The organism is Burkholderia sp. JKS000303 (genome assembly GCF_002563755.1).
GTDB lineage: Bacteria > Pseudomonadota > Gammaproteobacteria > Burkholderiales > Burkholderiaceae > Burkholderia > Burkholderia anthina_B.
This window is the reverse complement of sequence record NZ_PDBZ01000001.1, coordinates 423,369-448,751: the sequence shown is the minus strand read 5'-3', so window position 1 is coordinate 448,751 and position 25,383 is coordinate 423,369. Positions and strand designations below refer to the sequence as shown.

Annotated in this window: 26 protein-coding genes; 18 read left to right on the top strand and 8 right to left on the bottom strand. The window is 66.8% G+C overall.

What is annotated here, in order from left to right:
- Window positions 1-29: 29 nt before the first annotated feature.
- The 3 genes from BX604_RS02080 (at window position 30) to BX604_RS02070 (ending at window position 4,007) form a co-directional block, all read left to right on the top strand.
- The gene (locus BX604_RS02080) at window positions 30-1,460 is read left to right on the top strand and encodes a sodium:proton antiporter (RefSeq protein ID WP_098549356.1); all 1,431 of its coding nucleotides are present in this window, start codon (window positions 30-32) and stop codon (window positions 1,458-1,460) included.
- A gap of 82 nt (window positions 1,461-1,542) precedes the next feature.
- Window positions 1,543-2,532: a 2-hydroxyacid dehydrogenase gene (locus tag BX604_RS02075; RefSeq protein ID WP_098552672.1), complete on the top strand. Its 990-nt coding sequence runs from the start codon at window positions 1,543-1,545 to the stop codon at window positions 2,530-2,532.
- Window positions 2,529-4,007: a DNA recombination protein RmuC gene (locus tag BX604_RS02070; RefSeq protein ID WP_098549355.1), complete on the top strand. Its 1,479-nt coding sequence runs from the start codon at window positions 2,529-2,531 to the stop codon at window positions 4,005-4,007. The genes BX604_RS02075 and BX604_RS02070 overlap by 4 nt, the downstream gene beginning before the upstream one ends.
- Before the next feature lie 88 nt (window positions 4,008-4,095).
- Here the strand turns inward: BX604_RS02070 and BX604_RS02065 are convergent, their stop codons facing one another.
- The 6 genes from BX604_RS02065 to BX604_RS02040 all read right to left on the bottom strand — a co-directional run bounded on the left by BX604_RS02065 (window position 4,096) and on the right by BX604_RS02040 (window position 11,338).
- Window positions 4,096-4,581: a GNAT family N-acetyltransferase gene (locus BX604_RS02065; RefSeq protein WP_098549354.1), complete on the bottom strand. Its 486-nt coding sequence runs from the start codon at window positions 4,579-4,581 to the stop codon at window positions 4,096-4,098.
- Window positions 4,578-4,853: a hypothetical protein gene (locus BX604_RS02060; RefSeq protein ID WP_006476519.1), complete on the bottom strand. Its 276-nt coding sequence runs from the start codon at window positions 4,851-4,853 to the stop codon at window positions 4,578-4,580. The genes BX604_RS02065 and BX604_RS02060 overlap by 4 nt, the downstream gene beginning before the upstream one ends.
- Window positions 4,854-4,890: 37 nt before the next feature.
- Window positions 4,891-6,186 (bottom strand): molybdopterin molybdotransferase MoeA, encoded by a 1,296-nt coding sequence (gene moeA, locus BX604_RS02055; protein WP_098549353.1) that lies wholly within the window; start codon window positions 6,184-6,186, stop codon window positions 4,891-4,893.
- Window positions 6,187-6,290: 104 nt separating this feature from the next.
- On the bottom strand, window positions 6,291-6,908 hold the full coding sequence (gene mobA / locus BX604_RS02050; RefSeq protein WP_098549352.1) for a molybdenum cofactor guanylyltransferase MobA: 618 nt from the start codon (window positions 6,906-6,908) through the stop codon (window positions 6,291-6,293).
- Window positions 6,909-6,938: 30 nt separating this feature from the next.
- Window positions 6,939-8,051 carry a GTP 3',8-cyclase MoaA gene (moaA, locus tag BX604_RS02045; RefSeq protein WP_098549351.1) on the bottom strand — a complete coding sequence of 371 codons (1,113 nt, stop codon included), beginning with the start codon at window positions 8,049-8,051 and terminating at the stop codon, window positions 6,939-6,941.
- A gap of 131 nt (window positions 8,052-8,182) precedes the next feature.
- Window positions 8,183-11,338: an Rne/Rng family ribonuclease gene (locus BX604_RS02040; RefSeq protein WP_098549350.1), complete on the bottom strand. Its 3,156-nt coding sequence runs from the start codon at window positions 11,336-11,338 to the stop codon at window positions 8,183-8,185.
- A 722-nt stretch (window positions 11,339-12,060) separates the two neighbouring features.
- On the opposite strand from BX604_RS02040, the gene BX604_RS02030 reads away from it, so the two are divergent.
- The 4 genes from BX604_RS02030 to BX604_RS02015 are packed head-to-tail and all read left to right on the top strand — an operon-like array spanning window position 12,061 to window position 15,151.
- Window positions 12,061-13,065: an RluA family pseudouridine synthase gene (locus BX604_RS02030; RefSeq protein ID WP_098549349.1), complete on the top strand. Its 1,005-nt coding sequence runs from the start codon at window positions 12,061-12,063 to the stop codon at window positions 13,063-13,065.
- Between the two features lie 5 nt (window positions 13,066-13,070).
- Entirely contained in the window at window positions 13,071-13,730 is a 660-nt protein-coding gene (locus tag BX604_RS02025) for an HAD-IA family hydrolase (RefSeq protein ID WP_098549348.1), read from the top strand.
- Window positions 13,727-14,137 (top strand): Rieske (2Fe-2S) protein, encoded by a 411-nt coding sequence (locus BX604_RS02020; RefSeq protein WP_098549347.1) that lies wholly within the window; start codon window positions 13,727-13,729, stop codon window positions 14,135-14,137. The genes BX604_RS02025 and BX604_RS02020 overlap by 4 nt, the downstream gene beginning before the upstream one ends.
- Before the next feature lie 12 nt (window positions 14,138-14,149).
- Window positions 14,150-15,151 (top strand): S49 family peptidase, encoded by a 1,002-nt coding sequence (locus tag BX604_RS02015; protein WP_098549346.1) that lies wholly within the window; start codon window positions 14,150-14,152, stop codon window positions 15,149-15,151.
- A gap of 58 nt (window positions 15,152-15,209) precedes the next feature.
- Here the strand turns inward: BX604_RS02015 and BX604_RS02010 are convergent, their stop codons facing one another.
- Entirely contained in the window at window positions 15,210-15,932 is a 723-nt protein-coding gene (locus BX604_RS02010; RefSeq protein WP_098549345.1) for an SAM-dependent methyltransferase, read from the bottom strand.
- A complete protein-coding gene (locus BX604_RS02005; RefSeq protein WP_098549344.1) occupies window positions 15,929-16,558 on the bottom strand; it encodes a Maf-like protein in 630 nt (209 codons plus the stop codon). Before BX604_RS02005 ends, BX604_RS02010 begins: the two co-directional genes overlap by 4 nt.
- Window positions 16,559-16,784: 226 nt before the next feature.
- On the opposite strand from BX604_RS02005, the gene BX604_RS02000 reads away from it, so the two are divergent.
- The 11 genes from BX604_RS02000 to BX604_RS01950 all read left to right on the top strand — a co-directional run bounded on the left by BX604_RS02000 (window position 16,785) and on the right by BX604_RS01950 (window position 25,379).
- Window positions 16,785-17,420, top strand: a complete 636-nt coding sequence (locus BX604_RS02000) for a DUF177 domain-containing protein (protein ID WP_098549343.1) — start codon at window positions 16,785-16,787, stop codon at window positions 17,418-17,420.
- A 97-nt stretch (window positions 17,421-17,517) separates the two neighbouring features.
- The gene (gene rpmF, locus BX604_RS01995; RefSeq protein WP_047900174.1) at window positions 17,518-17,697 is read left to right on the top strand and encodes a 50S ribosomal protein L32; all 180 of its coding nucleotides are present in this window, start codon (window positions 17,518-17,520) and stop codon (window positions 17,695-17,697) included.
- A gap of 129 nt (window positions 17,698-17,826) precedes the next feature.
- Entirely contained in the window at window positions 17,827-18,933 is a 1,107-nt protein-coding gene (gene plsX, locus BX604_RS01990; RefSeq protein ID WP_098549342.1) for a phosphate acyltransferase PlsX, read from the top strand.
- Complete coding sequence (locus tag BX604_RS01985) at window positions 18,934-19,923, top strand: beta-ketoacyl-ACP synthase III (RefSeq protein ID WP_098549341.1); 990 nt, start codon at window positions 18,934-18,936, stop codon at window positions 19,921-19,923.
- Window positions 19,924-20,008: 85 nt separating this feature from the next.
- A complete protein-coding gene (gene fabD / locus BX604_RS01980; RefSeq protein WP_098549340.1) occupies window positions 20,009-20,941 on the top strand; it encodes an ACP S-malonyltransferase in 933 nt (310 codons plus the stop codon).
- Window positions 20,942-20,977: 36 nt separating this feature from the next.
- Window positions 20,978-21,727 (top strand): 3-oxoacyl-ACP reductase FabG, encoded by a 750-nt coding sequence (gene fabG / locus BX604_RS01975; protein ID WP_098549339.1) that lies wholly within the window; start codon window positions 20,978-20,980, stop codon window positions 21,725-21,727.
- A gap of 144 nt (window positions 21,728-21,871) precedes the next feature.
- Window positions 21,872-22,111 carry an acyl carrier protein gene (acpP, locus tag BX604_RS01970; protein WP_004197638.1) on the top strand — a complete coding sequence of 80 codons (240 nt, stop codon included), beginning with the start codon at window positions 21,872-21,874 and terminating at the stop codon, window positions 22,109-22,111.
- Between the two features lie 162 nt (window positions 22,112-22,273).
- Entirely contained in the window at window positions 22,274-23,506 is a 1,233-nt protein-coding gene (gene fabF, locus BX604_RS01965) for a beta-ketoacyl-ACP synthase II (protein ID WP_098549338.1), read from the top strand.
- A gap of 11 nt (window positions 23,507-23,517) precedes the next feature.
- Window positions 23,518-23,982 (top strand): protein YgfX, encoded by a 465-nt coding sequence (locus BX604_RS01960; RefSeq protein WP_098549337.1) that lies wholly within the window; start codon window positions 23,518-23,520, stop codon window positions 23,980-23,982.
- Window positions 23,983-24,073: 91 nt separating this feature from the next.
- Window positions 24,074-24,673 carry an RNA polymerase sigma factor RpoE gene (rpoE, locus tag BX604_RS01955; protein ID WP_006490873.1) on the top strand — a complete coding sequence of 200 codons (600 nt, stop codon included), beginning with the start codon at window positions 24,074-24,076 and terminating at the stop codon, window positions 24,671-24,673.
- An 88-nt stretch (window positions 24,674-24,761) separates the two neighbouring features.
- Window positions 24,762-25,379 carry a sigma-E factor negative regulatory protein gene (locus BX604_RS01950; protein ID WP_098549336.1) on the top strand — a complete coding sequence of 206 codons (618 nt, stop codon included), beginning with the start codon at window positions 24,762-24,764 and terminating at the stop codon, window positions 25,377-25,379.
- The last annotated feature ends 4 nt before the right edge of the window (window positions 25,380-25,383 follow it).

The window sequence follows — 25,383 nt, the reverse complement described above, 5'->3', positions numbered from 1 at the left end:
CCACTGCCATTCGTACAAGGAAGTTCTGCATGAAACGACATGCCGCCTGGGCGGGCATGGCGTCGGGAGCCGCGCTTGGCGCCGCTCCCGCGCTCGCATCGGCCGCCACGCTCGACGGTGCCACGCTGTCCGCGCTCTGGGGTATCCCGTTCGCCGGGATCCTGCTGTCCATCGCCGTGTTCCCGCTCGTCGCCCCGGTGTTCTGGCATCACCACTTCGGCAAGATCGCCGCCGCGTGGGCCGTCGCGTTCCTGGCGCCGTTCGCGCTCGCGTTCGGCGCGGGCACCGCGTTCGGTACGTTGGTGCATGCGCTGCTCGAGGAATACATCCCGTTCATCGTGCTGCTGACCGCGCTTTACACGGTGGCCGGGGGCATCTGCGTGAACGGCAACCTGCACGGCACGCCGAAGCTGAACACGGTGATCCTCGCGCTCGGCACGCTGCTCGCGAGCGTGATGGGCACGACGGGCGCCGCGATGCTGCTGATCCGGCCGCTGCTGCGCGCGAACGACAACCGCAAGCATGTCGTGCACGTCGTGATCTTCTTCATCTTTCTCGTCGCGAACGCGGGCGGCTCGCTGTCGCCGCTCGGCGATCCGCCGCTGTTCCTCGGGTTTCTGAACGGCGTGAGCTTCTTCTGGACGACCACGCATCTCGCGCTGCCGATGCTGTTCATCTGCGCGGTGCTGCTGACGCTGTTCTTCGTGCTCGACACGTACTTCTACCGGAAGGGCGGCGAGGAGCGGCCGGATGCGCTCGACCCGACGCCCGACGGCGCGGCGCTGTCGATCGACGGCAAGATCAACTTCGTGCTGCTCGCGGCCGTGATCGGCCTCGTGCTGATGAGCGGTATCTGGAAGCCCGGCGTCACGTTCGACGTGTGGGGCACGCACGTCGCGCTGCAGAACCTCGTGCGCGACATCGCGCTCGTCATCGTGGCGCTCGCGTCGCTCGCGCTGACGCCGCGTTCGGCGCGCGAGGGCAACGCGTTCAACTGGGCGCCGATCGAAGAGGTCGCGAAGCTGTTCGCGGGGATCTTCGTGACGATCGCGCCCGTGATCGTGATCCTGCGCGCGGGTGCCGACGGCGCGTTCGCGCAGATCGTCCATCTCGTCACGGGCCCCGACGGCAAGCCGATCGACGCGATGTACTTCTGGGCGACGGGCCTGCTGTCGTCGTTCCTCGACAACGCGCCGACCTACCTCGTGTTCTTCAATCTCGCGGGCGGCGACGCGCAGTCGCTGATGACGACCGGCGCGACGACGCTCGCCGCGATTTCCGCGGGGGCCGTATTCATGGGCGCGAACAGCTACATCGGCAATGCGCCGAATTTCATGGTGAAGGCGATCGCGGAATCGCGCGGCGTGAAGATGCCGAGCTTCTTTGCGTATCTCGGCTGGTCGCTGGTCGTACTGACGCCGGTGTTTCTGCTGACGTCGTGGATCTTTTTCACGGCGTAGGGCTGACGATTTTCAACCAAGCGCGGGCGGTCCCGGCGGCACACGGCGTGCCGCGTTCCGGCTGCGGCATGTGGAGATGACGATGCAGAAGATCCTGGTCGCACGTCCGATTTTTCCGGACGTGATCGAGCGGCTCAAGCAGTATTTCGAAGTCGACTGGAACAACGGCGACGCGCTCGCCGCCGACGTGCTCGCCGCGCGTCTTGCCGACAAGGACGGCGCGCTCACGGCCGGCGATCCGGTCGGCGCGGCCACGCTCGCGGCGGCGCCGCGCCTGCGCGTCGTGTCGAACATGGCGGTCGGTTACAACAACTTCGACATGGCCGCGTTCAATGCCGCGAACGTGCTCGGCACCAACACGCCCGACGTGCTGAACGAATCGACCGCGGATTTCGGCTGGGCGCTGATGATGGCCGCTGCGCGGCGAATCGCCGAATCCGAGCACTGGCTGCGGGCCGGGCACTGGCAGAAGTGGGCGTACGACGGTTTCCTCGGCAGCGACATTTACGGGTCGACGCTGGGTGTCATCGGGATGGGGCGCATCGGTCAGGCGCTCGCGCGCCGTGCGCGCGGTTTCGGGATGCAGGTGATCTATCACAACCGCTCGCGGGTCGCACCCGAAATCGAGGCAGAACTGAATGCCGAATACGTGTCGAAGGAAGCGCTGCTGTCGCGAGCCGATCACGTCGTGCTGGTGCTGCCTTATACGAAGGAGAACCATCACACGATCGGCGCGGCCGAACTCGCACAGATGAAGCCCACCGCGACGCTGACCAACATCGCGCGCGGCGGCATCGTCGACGACGCGGCGCTGGCCGCTGCGCTGCGCGACGGGACGATCGCCGCGGCGGGCCTCGACGTGTATGAAGGCGAGCCGAGCGTGCATCCTGCGCTGCTCGAGGTGCCGAACGTCGTGCTGACGCCGCACATTGCGAGCGCGACCGAAAAGACGCGTCGCGCGATGGCGAACCTCGCCGCCGACAACCTGATTGCCGCACTGGGTGAAGGGCCGCGTGCGGGGCGGCCGCCGAATCCGATCAACCCGGACATGATCGGGAAGCCGCGCGCATGACGACGACGTTGTTGCTGGCGGCGGTCGTCGTGCTGGCCGTCGCGCTGGCGGTGGCGGTCGTCGTGATCGTGCGCGGCGGCGGCAGTCACGACGATGCCGCCGTGCTCGGCGACCAGATCGAGGATGCCGCGCACGCGCAGGCGCGCGCGGTCGAGCGGCTCGAACGCGAGTTGCGCGGCGAGATCGTCGAGAACGCGCGCGGCTCGCGTACCGAGCTGGCCGGCAATTTCTCGCAGCTTCAGCAGACGCTCGCGACGCAGCTGACGAGCATCGCGACCGTGCAGAACAACCAGATCGAGGGGTTCGCGCAGCAGCTCGGCAAGCTCGTCGCCGGCAACGCGCAGCAGTTCGACGCGATGCGTGAAAGCGTGCAGCGTCAGTCGCAGCAGGCGCGCGAAGAGCAGACGGTCGCGCTGCGACTGTTCGGCGACACGCTGAACCGGCAGCTCACGCAGTTGACCGAAGCAAACGACCGACGGATCGGCGAAGTGCGCGCGACGCTCGAACAGCGGTTGAAGGAAATCGAGACGAACAACGCGGCGAAGCTCGAGGAGATGCGGCGCACTGTCGACGAGAAACTGCATGCGACGCTTGAACAGCGGCTCGGCGAGTCGTTCAAGCTCGTGTCGGACCGGCTCGAGCAGGTGCACCGCGGGCTCGGCGAGATGCAGACGCTCGCGGCCGGTGTCGGCGACCTGAAGAAGGTGCTGACCAACGTGAAGACGCGCGGCACCTGGGGCGAGGTGCAGCTCGAGGCGCTGCTCGAACAGATGCTTACGCCGGACCAGTACGCGAAAAATGTCGCGACGGTGCCGAAGAGCAGCGAACGCGTCGAGTTCGCGATCCGGTTGCCGGGGCGCGAGGCCGGCACGCGTGACGCGCCGCCGGTGTGGCTGCCGATCGACGCGAAATTTCCGCGCGAGGATTACGAGCGGCTGATCGATGCGCAGGAGCGCGCCGATTCGGCGGCGGTCGAGGAGGCTGCACGCGCGCTCGAAACGCGTGTACGGATGGAGGCGCGCACGATTGCCGAGAAGTACGTCGCGCCGCCGCATACGACCGATTTCGCGCTGCTGTTCCTGCCGACCGAGGGGCTCTACGCGGAGATCCTGCGTCGCCCGGGGCTCACGGACCTGCTGCAGCGCGACTATCGCGTGACGGTGGCCGGACCGACGACACTCACCGCGCTGCTGAACAGTCTGCAGATGGGGTTCCGCACGCTCGCGATCGAGCAGCGTTCGAGCGAAGTGTGGCAGGTGCTCGGCGCGGTGAAGACGGAGTTCGGCAAGTTCGGCGACGTGCTCGCGCGCACGAAGGCGCAGCTCGAAACGGTCACGCGCTCGATCGAGGCGGCCGAGCAGCGCACCCGCGTGATGAACCGCAAGCTGAAGCAGGTCGAGGCGTTGCCGGGCGACACGGCGGCCGGGTTGCTCGGCGCGGAAGGCGCGGACGGCGCAGATGCGGACGACGCATGACGTGCGTGGCCGCAACCGGCTGGAACGAGAACGGGCGCCGCGGCGCCCGTTTTCTTTTGTAACGTCGCCCGGCTTGGCCGGGCCGTGCTCAGCTACCGGCGAGCGTGTCCAGTGCGTCGCCCGTCACGCGCACGATGCGCCATTCCGGCAGCACGGTCGCGCCCATCTTCTCGTAGAAATCGATCGCCGGCTGGTTCCAGTCGAGTACCGACCATTCGAAGCGACCGCAGCCACGCTCGACGGCCAGCGCCGCGAGGTGCCGCAGCATCGCGGTACCGAGCCCCGTGCCGCGCTGCGACGGCTGCACGTACAGATCCTCGAGATAGAGGCCGCGACGGCCGAGGAACGTCGAATAGTTGTGGAAGAACAGCGCATACGCGACGATCGCGCCGTCGCGCTCGGCGACGAGCGCCTCGGCGGCGGGCCGTTCGCCGAACAGCGCGTCGGCCAGGTCGGTGTCGGTCGCGACGAACAGGTGCGCAAGTTTCTCGAAGTCGGCCAGCTCGCGCATCAGCGCGAGGATTGCGCCGACATCACGCGCGTCGGCTGCCCGGATCAGCGGCGTGCCGCTCATGCTTCCTCCGGCGGATCGGACAGCACGATCTCGATGCCGCCGAAGCGCGATGCGACCCAGTTGTACGCGTGGCATGCGATCCACAGCAGCACGAAGCCGAGGATCGCGTTCAGCAGCAACGCGCTCAGGATCGTGCTCAGTTCGACCATCCCGTAGCGGATGTACGCGACCAGGATGCCGAGCAGCACGATCGGCACGCTGAACGTCAGATAGACGAGGATCAGCGCCTTTGCGGTCTGCCCCGCGGCGATCGACGAAATTTGTTTTTTCATGTGCGGATTGCCCCCGTAGAGATATACCGATTGGAATTCAGATCAGGCCGTCGAGCGGCAGGATGTCGACCGGGGCGCCCGCGTCGACTGCCGCGGTATCGTGGCCCAGGACGATGAAACAGTTGGCGGCCGCGAGGCCGCTCAGCGACGCGGAGCTCTGCGAACCGGCAGGCGCGACGTGCCACTGGCCGTCGGCGGCGCGCGTCGCGATGGCCCGCAGGTATTCGGTGCGGCCCGGGCGCTTTTTCAGTGCCTGGGTGCTGAGTGCCGGGTACAGCGCAGGCGGCGTTGCCTGCGCACCGGCCAGCGTCAGCAGCGCGGGGCGCACGATGGCGTAGAACGTCACGGCGGATGCGACCGGATTGCCGGGCAGCCCGAAGAACAGCACGTGGCCGGCGGCGTCGGCCGCGCGCGCGAGCGTACCGCACGCGAGCGGCCGGCCGGGCCGCAGCGCAAGGCTCGCGAACGTGACGTCGCCGAGGCGTGCCATCACGTCGCGCGTGAAGTCGGCTTCGCCGACCGACACGCCGCCCGACGTGATCACCGCGTCGGCCTGTGCGGCGACCGCGTCGCTTAACGCGCGTTCGAGCGCGGCCGGATCGTCGCGGACGATCCCGAGATCGACGGCATCGATGTGCAGCCGTTCGAGCATCGCGACCAGCATCCCGCGATTGCTGTCGTACAGCGTGCCGCGGCCGAGCGGTTCGCCGGGTTCGCGCAGTTCGTCGCCGGTCGAGAACACAGCGACGCGCACGCGGCGGCGTACCGTGACTTCGGTCAGGCCGAACGATGCAAGCAGGCCGAGATCGGACGGACGCAGGATGCGGCCGGCGGCGAGCGCGCACGCGCCGCGCGCGAGGTCCTCGCCGGCCTTGCGGCAGTTTGCGCCGCGCGCGACGTCGTGCGCGGCGAAGCGGACGACATCGCCGTCGACCTTGACGCGTTCCTGTGGGATGACCGTGTCGCATCCAGCCGGCATCGGCGCGCCGGTCATGATCCGGATGCACGTCCCGGCCGCCGCGGTGCCGTCGAACGGATGGCCGGCGAATGCGGTGCCGGCGATCGTCAGCGTGACGTCGCCGGGCGATGCGGGCGCGCCTGCGCTGCCGTCGAACGCATAGCCGTCCATCGCCGAGTTGTCGTACGCGGGAATGTCGAACGGCGCATTCACGTCGGCCGCGAGCACGCGGTCGAGCGCAGCGTGCAGCGATACCGTGTCGCAAGCCTCGACCGGTACCGCGAAACGGCACGCGAGCGCCTGCGCGTCGGCAAGCGACAGCGGGGCATCGGAATCGGGTGCGGTTCGGGAAACGGGCGGGGGTGGCTTGATCATCAGTCGGACTGCGCCGCAAGGCGTATCGGGTTCGTGGCCGGTGGCGCGAAGAGGGTGCCTGAGCGCGCAGGCGCATGCGGCGGGCGGGAACGATACCGGTGCCGTCAGCGGCGGGCGAGCGCGGCGAGTTCCTGCCAAGAGTTGGCATTGTAAAACGCACGCTCGTCGCGAAACTCGACTTCGACCGTCTTGTGGCGTGCGTACCACGCACGCACCTTGCGCTCGCCGGCCGCGAGCCCGGCGGCAAGATCGTCGGCGAGCGACGTGCGCAGCAGCGCGAAGGTCGGTTGCGGCGAGCGCGTTTGCTGCGCGTCGACGGTTACCGCCATCGCGATGTCGGCCTGTTGCGCGTCGAGCGCCGCGCGCAACCGCGCGACGAGGTCGGCCGGCAAATACGGCGTGTCGCAGGGCGAGCACGCGACGAGCGGCGTGCGGGCGGCCCGCATGCCGGCAAGCAGGCCCGCGAGCGGGCCGGGGAAATCGGGTGTTGCGTCCGGCACGATGCGCGCGTCGAACGGCGCACCGAGCTCGGCGTAGCGATCGGCGTTGCGATTGGCGCTGATCAGCGTCTCGTCGACCTGCGGCGACAGCCGGCGCAGCACGTGCAGCGCGAGCGGCGTACCGTCGAGCAACTGCAGGCCCTTGTCGGCGCCGTCCATGCGCGTCGCGCGCCCGCCTGCGAGCAGCAGGCCGGTGATGGAGGGCGAGTCGGAAGCGGGCATCGTCGGGAAAATCGGGGACGGGCGGCGCGCTCAGCCGCCGATGTAGGACATTTCGACGCGCTTGCCGTCGCCGTAGGGTGCGATGTCGCCGGCCGCGCTGCCGCGCAGTTGCGAATAGCGGTCGGTGCGGGCCTGCCAGATCCGGGCAATCGCGGTCGCGATCTCGGCGTCGCTTGCGCCGCCGCGCACCAGTGCGCGCAGATCGTGGCCTCCCGACGCGAACAGGCACAGGTACAGCTTGCCTTCGGTCGACAGCCGCGCGCGCGTGCAGTCGCCGCAGAATGCCTGCGTGACGCTCGAGATCACGCCGATCTCGCCGCTGCCGTCCGCATAGCCCCAGCGCTGCGCGGTTTCGGCCGCCGTGTGCGGCTCGAGCGGCACCAGGGGGAATCGTTCGGCGATCTGCGCGATGACGTCCGCGGACGGCAGCACTTCGGTCATGTTCCAGCCGTTCGAGGTGCCGACATCCATGTATTCGATGAAGCGCAGGATCACGCCGGTGCCGCGAAAGCGCTCGGCCATCGGCAGGATCTCGCCGTCGTTGGTGCCGCGCTTCACGACCATGTTGACCTTCACCGGCGCGAGGCCCGCGGCCTGCGCGGCGAAGATGCCGTCGAGGACGTCGGCGCTCGCGAAGTCGGCGTCGTTCATGCGTTTGAACAGCGTGTCGTCGAGCGCGTCGAGGCTGACCGTCACGCGCGTGAGCCCGGCGTCCTTCAGCGCGCGCGCCTTGCGGGCGAGCAGCGAGCCGTTGGTCGTCAGCGTCAGGTCGAGCGGGCGACCGTCGTGGGTCGTCAGGCGTGCGAGGCGTTCGATCAGGAATTCGAGGTTCTTGCGCAGCAGAGGCTCGCCGCCCGTGATGCGGATCTTTTCGACGCCATGTGCGACGAAGAGCCGCGCCACGCGCTCGATCTCCTCATGCGTGAGCAGCGCGCTGTGCGGCAGGAACGGGTAGTCCTTGTCGAACACGTCGCGCGGCATGCAGTACACGCAGCGGAAGTTGCAGCGATCCGTCACCGAAATGCGCAGATCGCGCAGCGGCCTGGCGAACGTGTCGGCCAGGGCACCGTCAGGGGTGTGCGCGACGCCGGAGATATCCGGCATCCCGCTGACGTCGGCGAGAGGAATGATGCGTCGGGACATGTTGGAAGAAGTGCGAGCCAGACCTCTATTTTAGCCGCAAGCGGCTCGCCGGGCCGGTGGGCGGAAACCCGCAGCGCGAAAATGAAAAAGCCCGCCGGAGGCGGGCTTTTTCGGAGCGGGCGATGTGCCGCTTAGTGGTGCGACGTCTCGACCTGCTGCATCGGGGCCGAGTCGACCGGCGGCAGCGTTTTGCGCTCACGCGGCACACGAGCCGTGCGCGGCAGACGCGACGCGGCTTCCTGCGCTGCGCGGAACTTGTCGGCGTCCGTGTTCACCCACACGAGGCCGGCTTGTTCCAGCACGACGTCGAGGTTCGCCGAAGCGGGCGCTGCGGCCGGTTGCGCAGGCGTCGCGGCCGGTGCGGCAACCGCTTCGACCGGTGCGGCTTCGACATGAACCGGTTCGACGTGCGCCGGTTCGACAACTGCCGGAGCGACTTCGGTTGCAACGACCGGTGCCGGTGCGGGCTGCTCGACGGGCGCGGAATGCGGCGCTTCGACGGCAGCCGGTGCGGCCGGCACTTCGAACGCGTCGGTCGGCGAAACTGCGACCGGGGCCGGGCCGGCTTCCTCAGCGGCGGCCGGTGCGACCGGTGCCGGTTCGGCGGCCTGCGCGACCACGGCGGGCTCGACCGGCGCAACCGGCGTCGCTTCGACGCGAACCGGTGCCGGCTGCGGCTCGACCGCGACCTGTGCGACCGGTTCGGCACGCTGCTCGACTGCTGCTTCGGCAGCGGCGGCGCCTGCTGCGGCAACGGCTGCAACGGCGACCGGTGCGGCCGTATGGGTCGGCTCGATCGCGGGCGACGCTTCCGTCGTCACGGCCTGCTCGGCGGCTTCGCCGTGCAGGCCCTGTTCGACGACTGCGCCTTCGTCCTCGCGTTCGCGACGACCGCCACGGCGGCCGCGGCGGCGGCGGCGACGTTCTTCGCCGTCACGTGCGCCGGCTTCCGCATCGGCAGCCACATCGGCGCCCGGCAGGGCGTTTGCGGCTGCTTCGTCGGCTTCCGACTCCGGGTGGTTCTCGCCACGGTTGACGGTTTCGAGCGTGGCAGCATGCTGCGTCGGCTTGCGGCGTTCGCCGCGTTCGCGACGCTCGCCACGGCCGGCTGCGTCGGCGGCTTCCGGCTGCTCGGCGCGTTCGCGCGGCTCGCGGTTCTCGCGCGGTTCACGCGGCTCACGGTTTTCACGCGGCTCGCGCGGTTCGCGGCCTTCACGCGGACCACGGCCCTCACGGGGCTCGCGGTTTTCACGCGGTTCGCGAGCTTCGCGCGGCTCGCGACCCTCACGCGGTTCACGGCCTTCGCGCAGTTCACGACCTTCGCGCGGTTCACGCTGCTCGCGTACTTCCTTGCCTTCGCGTTCCTGACGTTGCGGCTGGCCACGGCCTGCTGCAGCCTGGTCGCGACCACCCTGAGCCTGCTGGGTGCCGCCGCGACGGTTGCGGTTGCGATCGCCGCCGCGCTGGTCCGACTTCTCGGTCCGTTCACGGGCCGGGCGGGCAGCCTGTTCCTTCACCGGTGCCGGTGCAACCGGCGCGGGTGCCGGCGCAGGCGACATGCCGAACAGGCCCTTCAGCCAGCCGACGAAGCCGCCGCTTGCCACGGCGACCGGGGCAGGGGCCGCAACCGGCTCGACCGGGCGCTGCGGTGCCGGGCTCGGCGCCGGCCGCTCGGGCGTGATGCCCTTGACCGCTGCTTCCTGCTTCGGCTTCACGTCGGCTGTGCGCTTGCTGTAGCCGGTTTCCGACTCCAGTTCGCGGGCGGCTTCCTCGGCCATCTTCCAGGACGCGCGCGGATCGTCGAGGCGTGCGTCGTCATGGCGCAGGCGCTCGAGCTTGTAGTGCGGCGTATCGAGGTGCTTGTTCGGGATCAGCACGATGCCGACCTTGAAGCGCGACTCGATCTTGTTGATTTCCTGACGCTTTTCGTTGAGCAGGAAGGCGGTCACCTCGACCGGCACCTGGCAGTGGATCGCCGCGGTGTTTTCCTTCATCGCTTCTTCCTGAATGATCCGCAGGACCTGCAGCGCGGACGATTCGGTGTCGCGGATGTGGCCGGTGCCGTTACAGCGCGGGCACGTCACATGGCTGCCTTCCGACAGGGCCGGACGCAGGCGCTGGCGCGACAGTTCCATCAGGCCGAAGCGCGAGATCTTGCCCATCTGCACGCGGGCGCGGTCATGCTTGAGCGCGTCCTTCAGGCGTTGCTCGACTTCGCGCTGGCTCTTGGCCGACTCCATGTCGATGAAGTCGATCACGATCAGGCCGCCGAGGTCACGCAGGCGCAGCTGGCGGGCCACTTCGTCCGCCGCTTCGAGGTTCGTGCGGGTCGCCGTTTCCTCGATGTCCGCGCCCTTGGTCGCGCGCGCCGAGTTCACGTCGATCGCGACGAGTGCTTCGGTGTGGTCGATCACGATCGCGCCGCCCGACGGCAGCGGCACCGTGCGCGAGTACGCGGTCTCGATCTGGTGTTCGATCTGGAAGCGCGAGAACAGCGGCACGTCGTCGTGGTAGCGCTTCACCTTCGACACGTTGTCCGGCATCACGATGTCCATGAACGCACGGGCCTGATCGTGGATCTCGGTCGTGTCGATCAGGATTTCGCCGATATCGGGCTGGAAATAGTCCCGGATCGCGCGGATCACGAGGCTCGATTCCAGATAGATCAGCATCGGCTGGCCGGAATTACCGCTTTGCGACGCCGCTTCGATCGCGCGCCACAGTTGCAGCAGGTAGTTCAGGTCCCACTGCAGTTCCTCGGCGCTACGGCCGATGCCCGCGGTACGGGCGATCATGCTCATGCCGTCCGGAATCTGCAGCTGCGCCATGGTTTCGCGCAGCTCCTGGCGCTCGTCGCCTTCGATCCGGCGCGACACGCCGCCGCCGCGCGGGTTGTTCGGCATCAGCACCAGATAGCGGCCGGCGAGCGAGATGAACGTCGTCAGGGCGGCGCCCTTGTTGCCGCGTTCTTCCTTCTCGACCTGGACGATCAGCTCCTGGCCTTCGCGCAGGGCATCCTGAATGCGCGCGGAGCGCATGTCGATGCCTTCCTTGAAGTACTGGCGGGCGACTTCCTTGAACGGCAGGAAGCCGTGGCGGTCTTCGCCGTAGTTGACGAAGCACGCTTCGAGCGACGGCTCGATACGGGTGATGACACCTTTGTAGATATTGCCTTTGCGTTGTTCGCGCCCGGCGGTCTCGATGTCGATGTCGATGAGCTTTTGCCCATCGACGATGGCGACGCGCAGCTCCTCCTGCTGCGTCGCATTGAACAGCATGCGTTTCATGAACGACTCCAGGCGACTCTGCTGCCGACGCCTCGCGGTTGTCAGTCGCGAGGGCGGAAACGGCGGCAGGCCGCACCTTGTTGTGTTGTCACAAGCACGCTGGAGCGGGAAGGATGGCGGGGAGAATTGCCTGAAGAGGCGCTTGGGCCCGTAAGACGGGGCCGGCGGCCATAGGGCACCTGCGAACACGGCTTCAAAGCACGGCGTCCACACACCGCACGCTGCAAAAGCGCGCTAAGCCTGATACCGGCATTGCCACGGGGCGCGCGCAATGCGTCGCGCGCGCCGACGGGCGGCAGATGCTGCGGCTTGGGCCGCAGCGGGGAGTATCGAATCCAGCCCGACTTTCCCGCCTGGGGTGTACTTCCCTGGTTTGACGTCGCCAAGCCCCGCACGCTTCGCGGGGCCAAATCGGGCGCAACGCCGTAATTTTCGCAACCGGCAGCCTGCGAACGCACTTCGCGTCGTCGGGCTACCGATCAAATTCTTTTCAACCAACTTTCCGTTACCGCGGCGCGGTGCCGACCGAATCCGCCTGTGGGCGCGATCCTTGCCGACGGGCTGCGCCGTGCGTGCAACTTGCTGCATCTCTTTGATTAGGGGTGAGCAGCAGACCCCCGGCGCAAGTAAAATAACGGTTTCCGCTTGCGCCTTGCCCGACTCGGTCGGGGCCGGCCTGTCAGGCCACCCTCAACGTCCGGCTGGGCAAAATTATATTCAGTATGAATGAGTTAGGCAAAATATCCCAGAATTCAGTCGCAAGCGGCCAGGTATCGATGATTCAGATCGACGAAAACTCGGCCGGTCAGCGGATTGATAACTTCCTGTTGCGCGTCTGTAAAGGCGTGCCCAAGAGCCATATTTACCGAATCCTGCGCAGCGGGGAAGTTCGGGTAAACAAGGGGCGGGTCGATGCGCAGTATCGTCTCGCGTTCGGCGACGTCGTCCGCGTGCCCCCGGTGCGGGTGGCGGCAGCCGACCTCGCGCGCGCCGACACGCCGATCGTGCCGCCCGCGCAGTTCGACGTGCTGTACGAGGACGACGCGATGCTCGTCATCAACAAGCCGGCCGGTGTCGCGGTGCATGGCGGCAGCGGCGTCGCATTCGGCGTGATCGAGCAGATGCGCCGGGCGCGCCCGCACGCGAAATTCCTCGAACTCGTGCACCGGCTCGACCGCGAGACGTCCGGGATCCTGATGCTCGCAAAGAAGCGCACCGCGCTCGTCGGCCTGCACGAACAGATCCGCGAAAACCGGATGGACAAGCGCTACTTCGCGTGCGGACACGGCGAATGGCAGCCCGACTGGGGCCGTCGCCGCGCGGTAAAGGCGCCGCTGTTCAAGTATTCGACGCCGGAAGGGGAGCGGCGCGTGCGCGTGCAGGACGACGGCCTGCCGTCGCACACCATCTTCAACCTGCTCGATAGCTGGCCGGACTACGCGCTGGTCGAGGCGGAACTCAAAACGGGTCGGACCCATCAGATTCGTGTGCACCTCGCGCATCTCGGCCTGCCGATCGCCGGCGACGCCAAGTATGGCGATTTCGCACTGAACAAGGCGCTGGCGCGCGCGAACGCGCAGCCGTCGCTGAAACGGATGTTCCTGCATGCGCATCGGCTGCGGCTGGCTCACCCGCTGACCGGCGAGGCGCTGCAGTTCGACGCGCCGCTGCCGGACGAATGCAGGCGCTTCCTCGATCAACTCAGCGCTCTGCGCGATACCGCCTGAACCGCATGGCCCGACAGCAATTTGATCTGATCGTCTTCGACTGGGACGGCACGTTGATGGATTCGACTGCGCACATCGCGCACAGCATCCAGGCCGCCTGCCGCGATCTCGGTCTTCCCACGCCTTCCGACGAGGCGTCCCGTTACGTGATCGGTCTCGGTCTGCGCGATGCGCTGCAGATTACCGCTCCGACCCTCGATCAGTCCGACTATCCGCGGCTGGCCGAGCGCTATCGCTATCACTATCTGCTGGACGACCAGCGTATCGAGCTGTTCGCCGGCGTGCGCGAACTGCTCGCGGAGTTGCGCGACACGGGTTACCTGCTCGCGGTCGCGACCGGCAAGGGCCGAGTCGGGCTGAACCGCGTACTCGACCAGTCGAAGCTGACGAGCCTGTTCGATGCGACGCGCTGTGCGGACGAGACGTTCTCGAAGCCGCATCCGGCGATGCTGCACGAGTTGTCGCGCGAACTGGGGCAGGATCTGGCGCGTACGGTGATGATCGGCGACACGACGCACGACCTGCAGATGGCCGCGAGCGCGGGGGCCGCGGGCATCGGCGTTTCGTACGGCGCGCACACGGCCGACGCGCTGGCTGCGCTGACGCCGCGTTTCGTCGCGCCGGACGTCGTCGCGCTGACGGCGTGGCTGCGGGAGCACGCATGAGCACGGCGCCCGACGCCGTGCGCGTGTGTGCATCCGACGCGCTGACCGACGGCGGCGCCGGCGTGCGTGTCGATGCGACGCTGCGCGGCGAGCAGGCTGTCGTATTCTTCGTGCGCTACGACGGTCGCGCGTACGGCTACCTGAACCGCTGCGCGCACGTGCCGATGGAGCTCGACTGGGCCGAAGGACAGTTCTTCGAGTCGTCCGGCCTCTATCTGATGTGTGCGACGCACGGGGCGATCTATGCGCCGGACACCGGCAAATGCGTTGGCGGCCCGTGCCGCGGCGGCCGCCTGCGGCCGGTCGAGGTCGACGAGCGCGACACGCCCGACGGGCGTGCGGTATTCTGGGTGCCCGATGCGGACCTGTATCCCGCCTCGCCGGTTCCTCCCGCCACGACCGACTGACGACAACACTGCATGGCCGACCAACCGAATTCCCCGAATTCCCCTGATTCCGCGTCCCGTCCCGACAGCCGCGAACCGACCTGGGAGCGCGCCGCGCTCGAGCGGATCGCGCTCGCGGCCGTGAAGGAGCAGCGTGCGGCGCGGCGCTGGAAGATCTTCTTCCGCTTCGCGTTCCTCGGTGTATTCGTGCTGTTCGCGTTTGCGCTGATCGATTTCTCGACCGATTCGAAGTTTTCGTCGAGCGGGCGGCACACGGCGCTCGTGACGATCGACGGCGAGATCGCTGCCGGCACCAACGCAAACGCCGACGACATCAATACCGCGCTCGATGCGGCATTCGACGACGACGGCACGGCTGGCGTCGTGCTGCGGATCAACAGCCCGGGCGGCAGCCCGGTGCAGGCCGGTATGGTCTACGACGAGATCCGGCGGCTGCGCGTGAAGTATCCGAGCAAGCCGCTGTACGTCGTCGTGACCGACATGTGCGCATCGGGCGGCTATTACATTGCGTCGGCCGCCGACAAGATTTTCGTCGACAAGGCGAGCATCGTCGGCTCGATCGGCGTGCTGATGGACGGTTTCGGCTTCACGGGCCTGATGGGCAAGCTCGGCGTCGACCGGCGCCTGCATACGTCGGGCGAAAACAAGGGCTTCTACGATCCGTTCTCGCCCGAGACGCCGAAGATGGACGCTCACGCACAGGAACTGCTCGACCAGGTCCATGCGCAGTTCATCAAGGCCGTGAAGGATGGCCGCGGCAAGCGGCTGCATGAAACCCCCGACATGTTCTCGGGGCTGTTCTGGACTGGCGAGAAGAGCGTCGAGCTTGGGCTCGCGGACGGCTACGGCACGACGGACACGGTCGCGCGCGACGTGCTGAAGGCGCCGGACCTCGTCGACTACACGGTGAAGGAAAGCCTGACGAACCGCGTCGCACGCAAGTTTGGCGCGGCCGTCGGCGGTGCTGCGATGAAGGCGCTCACCGCAGGCGGCACGTCGTTCAGCCTGCGCTGAACGGCGAGTGGCGAACGGGGCGATACGCTCCGTGCCGTGCCGCCACCGGTTTCCCGCGTCAGTTGGCGAGCAGGAGGAAGATGGCAGGGCGCTTATGCAGATTTGGTGCCGGCGCCTTTTTCCAGTCCGCCACCGAGCGGCTGGCGATCGTCTCGGTCTCGAGGGTCAGATCGGCGGCGACACAGATCTGCGTCGACGGCGCGCACGTCGCGACGAGCGTGTCGAGCATCGCGTGGTTCCGGTACGGCGTCTCGATGAAGATCTGCGTCTGGCGCCCCTTGCGTGACAGTTGTTCCAGCTCGCGCAGGCGTTTCGCGCGCGCGGCCGCATCGACCGGCAGATAGCCGTTGAACGCGAAACTCTGGCCGTTCAGGCCCGATGCCATTAGCGCGAGCAGGATCGAACTCGGTCCGACGAGCGGCACGACCTTCACGCCGCGCTCGTGCGCGCGGCGCACCAGCAGTGCGCCGGGGTCGGCCACGGCAGGGCAGCCGGCCTCGGACACGAGCCCCGCGTCTGCGCCGGCCAGGATGGGCGCGAGCAGCCGGTCGATCTCGCCGCCCGGCGTGTTGACGTTCAGCTCGCGGATCTCGATTTCCTGGATCGGCCGCGTCGTGCCGATCTTCTTCAGGAACGCGCGGGTCGTTTTCGCGTTTTCGCCAATGTAATAGCCGAGCGTGCCGGCGCGGGCCTGCACGGCTGCGGGCAGCACGGCGGCGAGCATCGATTCATCGCCTTCGCCAAGGGTGTTCGGGACGAGGTAGAGCGTGCCGGCGGTCATGCGCGGTCTCCATGGTTGGCGAACAACGGGTAGCCCGCGGCGCGCAGCATGCGCGTGAGGGCGATCAGCGGCAGGCCGACGAGTGCGGTGGGGTCGTCGGAGTCGATCGCGTCGAGCAGCGCGATGCCGAGCCCTTCGGATTTTGCGCTGCCGGCGACGTCGTACGGCGTTTCCGCGCGGAGATACGCATCGAGTTCGGCTTCGGGCAGCGAGCGAAAGCGCACGTGCGTGACGACGTCCTCGGTTTGCGTCTCGCCGGTGCGGCTGTCGTACAGGCTGAGCGCGCTGTGGAATTCGACGTCGCGGCCCTGCATCGACATCAGTTGCGCGAGTGCGCGCTCATGCGTGCCGGGCTTGCCGATCTGCAGTCCGTCGAACGTCGCGACCTGGTCCGACCCGATCACGAGCACGCCGTCCGGCGCGTCGATCGTCGCGGCGACGGCGCGCGCCTTCGCACCGGCGAGGCGCAACGCGGTCGCGGCCGGCGTCTCGCCGGCGAGCGGGGTTTCGTCGAGGTCGGGCGACACGACGTCGAACGGTACGCCGAGGCGCTCGAGGAGCGCGCGGCGGTATCGGGAACTGGAGGCGAGAATCAGCCGCGGCGGGCGGCAAACGGTATCCGGCATGGTGGGTTGGGTCGGTAAGTCGTCAGGTGTGGCGCGGCGTTGCGCGGACGCAAGCTTAAGTGATTGACCGCAAAAGGTAAAACAGGTATGCTTTCCCGCTTTTCGTCGGCAGGCTTTCGTTGTGGTGGCGCCTGCCGGGTCTTCGGAAGTAAAGTACGAACCGTGCGCGACGGTATGGCGCGGTGCCAAGCCGGATCCGCAAGTCAGCCTGTAGGCAGGAGCGCATATGAACACTTCTTCTGGCAAGCCTGCGGCATCGCTTGATCCGCACGCGGTCGACCTGTTCGAATTCGCCCGCAGCGGGCGTCAGGCAGCAGGTGCGGTGCGTCTTTCGCAACTGCCGCGCATGTTAAACGAAGTGCCGCTGGACGCGCCAGATCGCGACACGGTCTTCACGTGGCAGGCCGAAGGGTTCACCCAGAAGGAACTGCAGGACGACGGCGCCGATGGGCAGCAGCCGTATCTGCGCCTTGCGGTGCACGGCCAGGCGTGGCTCACGTGCCAGCGCTGCATGACGCCGTACGACCAGGCATTCGACGTCGACATGACGTACCGGGTCGTCGCGACCGAAGAAGAAGCTGAAGAATTTCCGCTCGACGACGATGAAGCCGATGTGATCGTGGGCTCTCGCCAGTTCGATCTCGTCGACTTGATCGAAGAGGAATTGCTGCTTTCGTTGCCGCTCGTGCCCAGGCACGAGGTTTGCCCGGCAGTTCACGAAAGCCTCGTGTCGGGTGCGAGCGGTCCTTTGGAAGACGCGGACGAAGAGTCCGAGGAAGCCGGGGACGAAGGCAAACGGCCGAATCCGTTCGCAGCGCTGGAAGCGTTGAAGAAGGACGGGGACGGCAGCAAGAAACACTAAGCAGTTGTGGCGCGGGAAGGCGTAGGGCTTTGGGCCAGGGTAGTTAAGCGCCGGATCGGGCTGTGTTAGAATCCGGAAAATTATTTAGGAGTTAGTCATGGCAGTCCAGCAAAACAAGAAGTCGCCGTCGAAGCGCGGCATGCATCGTTCGCACGATTTCCTGACGGCGTCGCCGCTGGCAGTCGAGCCGAGCACGGGTGAAGTGCATCTGCGTCACCACGTCAGCCCGAACGGCTACTATCGCGGCAAGAAAGTCGTCAAGACGAAGAACGACTAAGCGTCAAGTCACGCGTTGCGCGCTACGCTCGCCGTTCGCGTGACAACTGGTTCGCTTGACACTTTCCTGGCGCAACAAAAAGGCGGCATTCAACTGCCGCTTTTTTGTGCCTGAAATTCGTCGCATTCCATGACCGTAAAGCTCACAATCGATTGCATGGGAGGCGACCACGGCCCGTCCGTGACCGTTCCCGCGGCAGTCAAGTTCGTCCGCGCGCATCCCGATGCGCACCTGATGCTCGTCGGCATCGAAAGCGCGATTCGCGCTCAGCTGAAAAAGCTGAAAGCCCTCGACGATCCCGCGCTGACCATCGTGCCCGCCACCGAAGTCGTGGCGATGGACGATCCCGTGGAAGTGGCGCTGCGCAAGAAGAAAGATTCTTCGATGCGCGTCGCGCTCAACCACGTCAAGGAAGGCGCGGCCCAGGCCTGTATCTCCGCCGGCAATACCGGCGCGCTGATGGCCGTTTCCCGTTATGTGCTCAAGACGCTGCCCGGCATCGAGCGGCCTGCGATCGCGTTCGCTTTGCCGAACCCGACCGGCTACACGATGATGCTGGACCTTGGTGCGAACGTCGACTGCGAGCCGCAGCACTTGCTGCAGTTCGCGGAGATGGGGCATGCGCTCGTCGCCGCGCTCGAAGGCAAGGAGCGTCCGACGATCGGCCTGCTGAACATCGGCGAAGAGGTCATCAAGGGCAACGAGACGATCAAGCGCGCAGGCGAACTGCTGCGCGCCAGTACGCTGAATTTCCGCGGCAACGTCGAAGGCAACGACATCTACAAGGGTACGGTCGACGTGATCGTCTGCGACGGCTTCGTCGGCAACGTCGCGCTGAAGACGTCCGAGGGGCTCGCGCAGATGCTGTCCGACATCATCCGCGAGGAGTTCGGCCGTTCGCTGATGTCGAAGTTCATGGCGCTGCTCGCGCTGCCGGTGCTGATGCGCTTCAAGAAGCGCGTCGACCATCGCCAGTACAACGGGGCGGCGCTCCTGGGGCTGAAGAGTCTCGTGATTAAAAGCCACGGTTCGGCCGATGCCTACGCGTTTGAGTGGGCGATCAAACGCGGGTATGATGCCGTCAAAAACGGCGTGCTGGAGCGCCTCACGCGCGCGATGGCGGACAATTCGGTGTCGCTCGGCGACGGCGAACACGACGCGGGCAGCGCGGGCCAGACGAGCCCGGCAGCAGGCCATCACGCTGAACCTTCCGCTGCGCAATCCTCTAAAGCATAAATGGCCCAATCGACTCTCTATTCCCGCGTGCTCGGCACGGGTAGCTATCTGCCGCCCGACCGCGTCACGAACCAGCAGCTCGCCGAGCGTCTCGCGAAGGAAGGCATCGAGACGAGCGATGAGTGGATCGTTGCGCGCACGGGCATCCATGCGCGCCATTTCGCCGCACCGGACGTCACGACGAGCGATCTCGCGCTCGAAGCGTCGCGGCGCGCGATCGCGGCGGCCGACATCGATCCGCAGTCGATCGATCTGATCATTGTCGCGACTTCGACCCCCGATTTCGTGTTCCCCAGCACGGCGTGCCTGCTGCAGAACAAGCTCGGGATCAAGAACGGCGGCGCGGCGTTCGACGTGCAGGCCGTGTGCTCCGGTTTCGCCTATGCGATGGCGACGGCCGACAGCTTCATCCGCAGCGGCCAGCACCGTACGGCGCTGGTGATCGGCGCGGAGACGTTCTCGCGCATTCTCGACTTCAAGGACCGCACGACCTGCGTGCTGTTCGGCGACGGCGCGGGCGCGGTGATCCTGTCCGCATCGGAAGAGCCGGGCGTGCTCGGCAGCGCATTGCACGCCGACGGCAGCTATTCGCACATCCTCTGCACCCCGGGCAACGTCAATCGCGGCGTGATCGACGGCAGCGCGTTCCTGTACATGGACGGGCAGGCCGTGTTCAAGCTCGCGGTCAACGTGCTCGAGAAGGTCGCGATCGAGGCGCTCGCCAAGGCGAATCTCGCGCCCGAGCAAGTCGACTGGCTGATTCCGCACCAGGCCAACATCCGCATCATGACCAGCACCTGCCGCAAGCTCGGCCTGCCGCAGGAACGCATGGTCGTGACGGTCGATCAGCACGGCAATACGTCGGCTGCGTCGATCCCGCTGGCGCTCGACACGGCGGTGCGCGACGGCCGCATCCAGCGCGGTCAGCACGTGCTGATCGAGGGCGTCGGCGGCGGCTTCACCTGGGGCGCGTCGGTCTTCCGCTTCTGATCCGCAGCGCGCGTTTGCTGCGCGCGGATCCCGAACCGGCGCGCCGTTCGCGCGCGCCGTCCGAATCGATTCAATTGGGGACGATATGAAATTTGCATTCGTTTTTCCGGGGCAGGGCTCGCAGGCGGTCGGCATGCTCAACGCATTCGCCGATCTGGCCGTCGTGCGCGAGACGCTCCAGGAAGCATCCGATGCACTCAATCAGGATCTCGGCAAGCTGATCGCCGAAGGTCCGGCCGAAGAACTGAATCTGACCACCAACACGCAGCCCGTGATGCTGACGGCCGCGTACGCGTGCTACCGCGCATGGCAGCAGGCAGGCGGCCCGGCGCCGTCGATCGTCGCGGGCCACAGCCTCGGCGAATACACGGCGCTCGTCGCGGCCGGCGCGATCGCGTTCAAGGACGCGGTGCCGCTGGTGCGCTTCCGTGCGCAGGCAATGCAGACGGCCGTGCCGGTCGGCCAGGGCGGCATGGCCGCGATCCTCGGCCTCGACGACGACACGGTGCGCGCGGTGTGCGCCGAAGCCGCGGCAGCGGGCGTGGTCGAAGCGGTGAACTTCAACGCGCCGGCGCAAGTCGTGATCGCGGGCGCGAAGGCGGCCGTCGAGAAGGCGTGCGAGATCGCGAAGGCGAAGGGCGCGAAGCGCGCGCTGCCGCTGCCGGTCTCGGCACCGTTCCATTCGTCGCTGCTCAAGCCGGCGTCGGATCAGCTGCGCGACTATCTCGCGAACGTCGACGTGAAGGCGCCGCTGATTCCGGTCGTCAATAACATCGACGTCGCGGTGGTCAGCGATCCGGCCGCGATCAAGGACGCGCTGGTGCGCCAGGCCGCAGGCCCGGTGCGCTGGGTCGAGTGCGTGCAGCACATCGCGGGTACGGGCGTCACGCACGTGATCGAATGCGGTCCGGGCAAGGTGCTGGCAGGCCTGACCAAGCGCATCGACGGCAACCTGGTCGGCGCATCGGTGTTCGATCCGGCGTCGCTCGAAGAAGCGCTCAAGCTGACGGCCGCCTGACGCGGCGCCTTTCCTCAAGAGACGGATATTCGATTCATGGAAAAGACTCTCGATAAACAGGTCGCGATCGTGACCGGCGCATCGCGCGGCATCGGCCGGGCGATTGCGATCGAACTGGCGCGCCTGGGCGCGACGGTGATCGGCACGGCGACGAGCGAATCGGGCGCTGCCGCGATTACCGCCGGGTTCGCGGAAGCGGGCGTGACGGGCCGCGGCGCGGTGCTGAACGTCAACGACGCGGCAGCAGCCGAGGCGCTGATCGACGCGACCGTGAAGGAATTCGGCGCGCTCCACGTGCTCGTCAACAACGCCGGGATCACGCAGGATCAGCTCGCGATGCGGATGAAGGACGAGGACTGGGACGCGGTGATCGACACCAACCTGAAGTCGGTGTTCCGCCTGTCGCGCGCAGTGCTGCGCCCGATGATGAAGGCACGCGGCGGCCGCATCATCAACATCACGTCGGTGGTCGGCTCGGCCGGCAACCCGGGTCAGGTCAACTACGCGGCCGCGAAGGCCGGCGTCGCGGGCATGACCCGCGCGCTGGCGCGCGAAATCGGCAGCCGTGGCATCACGGTGAACTGCGTCGCGCCGGGCTTCATCGACACCGACATGACGAAGACGCTGCCGGAAGAACAGCAGGCCGCGCTCAAGACCCAGATTCCGCTTGGCCGCCTCGGCAGCCCGGAAGACATCGCCCATGCCGTCGCGTTCCTCGCATCGCCGCAAGCCGGTTACATCACCGGCACGACGCTGCACGTGAACGGCGGCATGTACATGTCGTAACGGTTTTCGTTTACCATCCGCGCCGTATCCCGTTTTTCAGGCGGATCGGCGCTTGATCGACCATCAAGCCAACGCGCGTTTTGGCGTCAGCAAACCTGATAAAATGCGCGCACTTGTAAATCTGAACTTTCCCTCGGAGGGGTAATGGATAACATCGAACAACGTGTCAAGAAGATCGTCGCCGAGCAACTGGGCGTCGCAGAAGCCGAAATCAAGAACGAAGCTTCGTTCGTGAACGACCTCGGCGCAGACTCGCTCGACACCGTTGAACTGGTGATGGCTCTGGAAGATGAGTTCGGCATGGAAATCCCGGACGAAGAAGCAGAGAAGATCACGACGGTTCAGCAAGCGATCGACTACGCTCGCGCAAACGTCAAGGCGTAAGCGCGCTTCGCGCTCGTCTGCCACGTCGCCGCGATCTTCGCGTTTGACGCGCCATCCTGCCGGCAACCGCGCCGGACGGACTAACAGCCACAGGGCTCGCAGGGCTGGTTCCTGCGGCCACTGTGGCTTTTGTTTTTGTCATCCAATGGAAAAGAGGTTACCGTGAGCCGCCGTCGTGTTGTCGTTACAGGCCTGGGGCTGATTTCGCCTGTTGGCAATAATGTTGCCGACGGCTGGGCCAATCTCGTCGCCGGCAAGTCCGGCATCGCCACCGTCACGAAGTTCGATCCGTCGAACCTCGCCGTGCATTTCGCGGGCGAGGTGAAGGGTTTCAGCGCCGAGGAGTACATCCCGGCGAAGGAAGCCCGCAACATGGATACGTTCATCCATTACGGCATCGCAGCCGGCGTCCAGGCAATCCGGGACAGCGGGCTGGAAGTGACCGAAGCCAATGCGGAACGCATCGGTGTGCTGGTCGGCTCCGGCATCGGCGGCTTGCCGATGATCGAAGACACGCACCAGACCTACATCGATCGCGGTGCGCGCCGGATTTCGCCGTTCTTCGTGCCAGGCTCGATCATCAATATGATCTCGGGCCACCTGAGTATCATGTTTGGCCTGAAAGGCCCGAACCTCGGGACTGTGACGGCCTGCACGACCGGCCTGCACAGCATCGGTCTCGCTGCACGGCTGATTCAGGCCGGCGACGCCGACGTGATGGTCGCGGGCGGTGCCGAATCGACGGTGTCGCCGCTCGGCATCGGCGGGTTCGCGGCAGCGCGTGCGTTGTCGACCCGCAATGACGATCCGGCGACGGCATCGCGTCCGTGGGACAAGGATCGCGACGGCTTCGTGCTGGGCGAAGGCTCGGGCGTGATGGTGCTGGAAGAGTACGAAGCGGCAAAGGCACGCGGCGCGAAGATCTATGCGGAAGTCTCGGGCTTCGGCATGACGGGCGATGCGTACCACATGACCGCGCCGAACATGGACGGCCCGCGCCGCTGCATGGTTGCGGCACTGCGCGACGCCGGCGTGAACGCGGACGAGGTCCAGTACCTGAACGCGCACGGCACGTCGACGCCGCTCGGCGACAAGAACGAGTCCGATGCGGTGAAGGCGGCCTTCGGCGAGCACGCGTACAAGCTCGTCGTGAACTCGACGAAGTCGATGACGGGTCACCTGCTGGGTGGCGCGGGCGGCCTCGAATCGGTGTTCACGGTGCTGGCGCTGCACAACAACGTGTCGCCGCCGACCATCAACATCTTCAACCAGGACCCCGAGTGCGATCTCGATTACTGCGCGAACACCGCGCGTGACATGAAGATCGACGTGGCCGTGAAGAACAACTTCGGCTTCGGCGGTACCAACGGCACGCTGGTGTTCAAGCGCGTCTGAAGCAGAATCGCTTGACGAGTCCATTCGATGCGCCGGCCGGGCGTCCGCAGCGTTTTGCGCTGCGGGCCTCGGCCGTTTCGTATGTCGTGCTGGCTGCGTTCGTCGCGGCGGCTGCCGCGTCCGCGTACCTGTTCTGGGCGCCGCGGGCGGGCGCTGCCGCAGGCGCATGCGTATCCGCGGCGACGGCCGCGCTGCTTGCCGTGTGTGCTGCGCGGGCCTGCGCCCGTCGGCTGCCGGCCGAGCTGCGGATCGATGCATTTGGGGAGATTGCGGCCTTTGGCCGCAGTGGGCGGCTACTGGCGCGCGGTCGCGTGACGGGTCATGCACACTGGAGCAGTCTGCTGCTCGTGCTGTCGGTCGGGCAGGGTGCCCGACGCGCACGGCCGCTGCTGATTCCGGCCGACGCGCTCGACGCCGCGTCGTTCAGCGCGCTGTCCGTGCTGGCGCGAACCGCGGGCACGGCGGGGCGGGCATGACGGCGGCGCAGTTACCGACCGTAACCAGCGCCCGGCGCCGGAACGCTACAATAACGCTCCGCGTTGCATCCCTAGTTAATGGATTTGTCAGGTGAGTGAAAAAGAAATCGATCAGGCTCTGGTCGAGCGCGTACAGAAAGGCGACAAGGCAGCGTTCGAACTCCTGGTCTCCAAATACCACCGCAAGATCATCCGGCTGATCTCGCGCCTCGTGCGGGATCCCGCCGAGGTCGAGGATGTGGCCCAGGACGCGTTCATCAAGGCGTATCGTGCGCTGCCGCAATTTCGCGGCGAGTCGGCGTTTTACACGTGGTTGTACCGGATTGCCGTCAATACGGCGAAGAACTACCTTGCGACGCAAGGCCGTCGGGCACCGACGTCGACCGAGGCCGATGCAGAGGAAGCGGAAACTTTCTCCGACGCAGACCAACTAAGGGATATCAACACGCCTGAGTCGATGTTGATGAGCAAGCAGATTGCGGAGACGGTCAACGCTGCAATGGCCCTCCTGCCCGAAGAACTGCGCCAGGCGATTACGCTGCGCGAGATCGAGGGCCTGAGCTACGAAGAGATCGCGGAAATGATGGGCTGTCCGATCGGGACGGTCCGGTCGCGCATCTTCCGGGCACGCGAGGCAATCGCTGCGAAATTGCGTCCGCTGCTCGATACGCCCGAAGGCAAGCGCTGGTAAGCGCGATGGGTGCATCGACGCGGGTCGGGGTCTAGTTACGGATAGAGTCGTGGCATCACGACGGGGTGTGTGCAAGATGGGGAGCATCATGGGGTCGGTCAATACGCAGTCGCAGACGTGCTCGCGCGGCGAGCGCCTTTCCGCTCTGGTCGACGGTGAACTGTTCGACGGCCTGGATCACGGGCAGTTTCTGGCTGAGTTCGACCGCGCGGATCGCGCGGCATGGGCCCATTACCACTTGATCGGCGATGCGCTGCGCTCGGACGAGCTCGCGCTGTCGCCCGCGCTGAGCGTTGCGTTCACCGCGCGCATGTCGGCCGCGCTCGAAAGCGAGCCGCACCTGCTCGCGCCGGCCGCCGCGCCGGTCGCGCGCAAGCTGTTGTCGCTGCGCCGGCGTGTCGTGCCCGCGTTCGCGGTGGCGGCCGCTGCAGCCACACTGACGTGGATCGTCGTCCCGCAGATGCAGACGGCCGGTGCGCCGGGCGCCGTTCAGGTCGCGTCGGTCGGCGCGCCGCAGGACGGCAACCTGCAGCGCGTGACGGTCGCGCAGGCATCGGCTCAGCCGGGCCTGCAGGACGTCAACATCATCCGCGACGCTACGCTCGACCAATACCTTGAAGCGCACCAGCAATTCGCGCAGCAACCCGTCGTCACGGGTTCGATGCCGCTGATCCGCGCTGCCGTGACCACCACGCCAGGCCAATAAACCC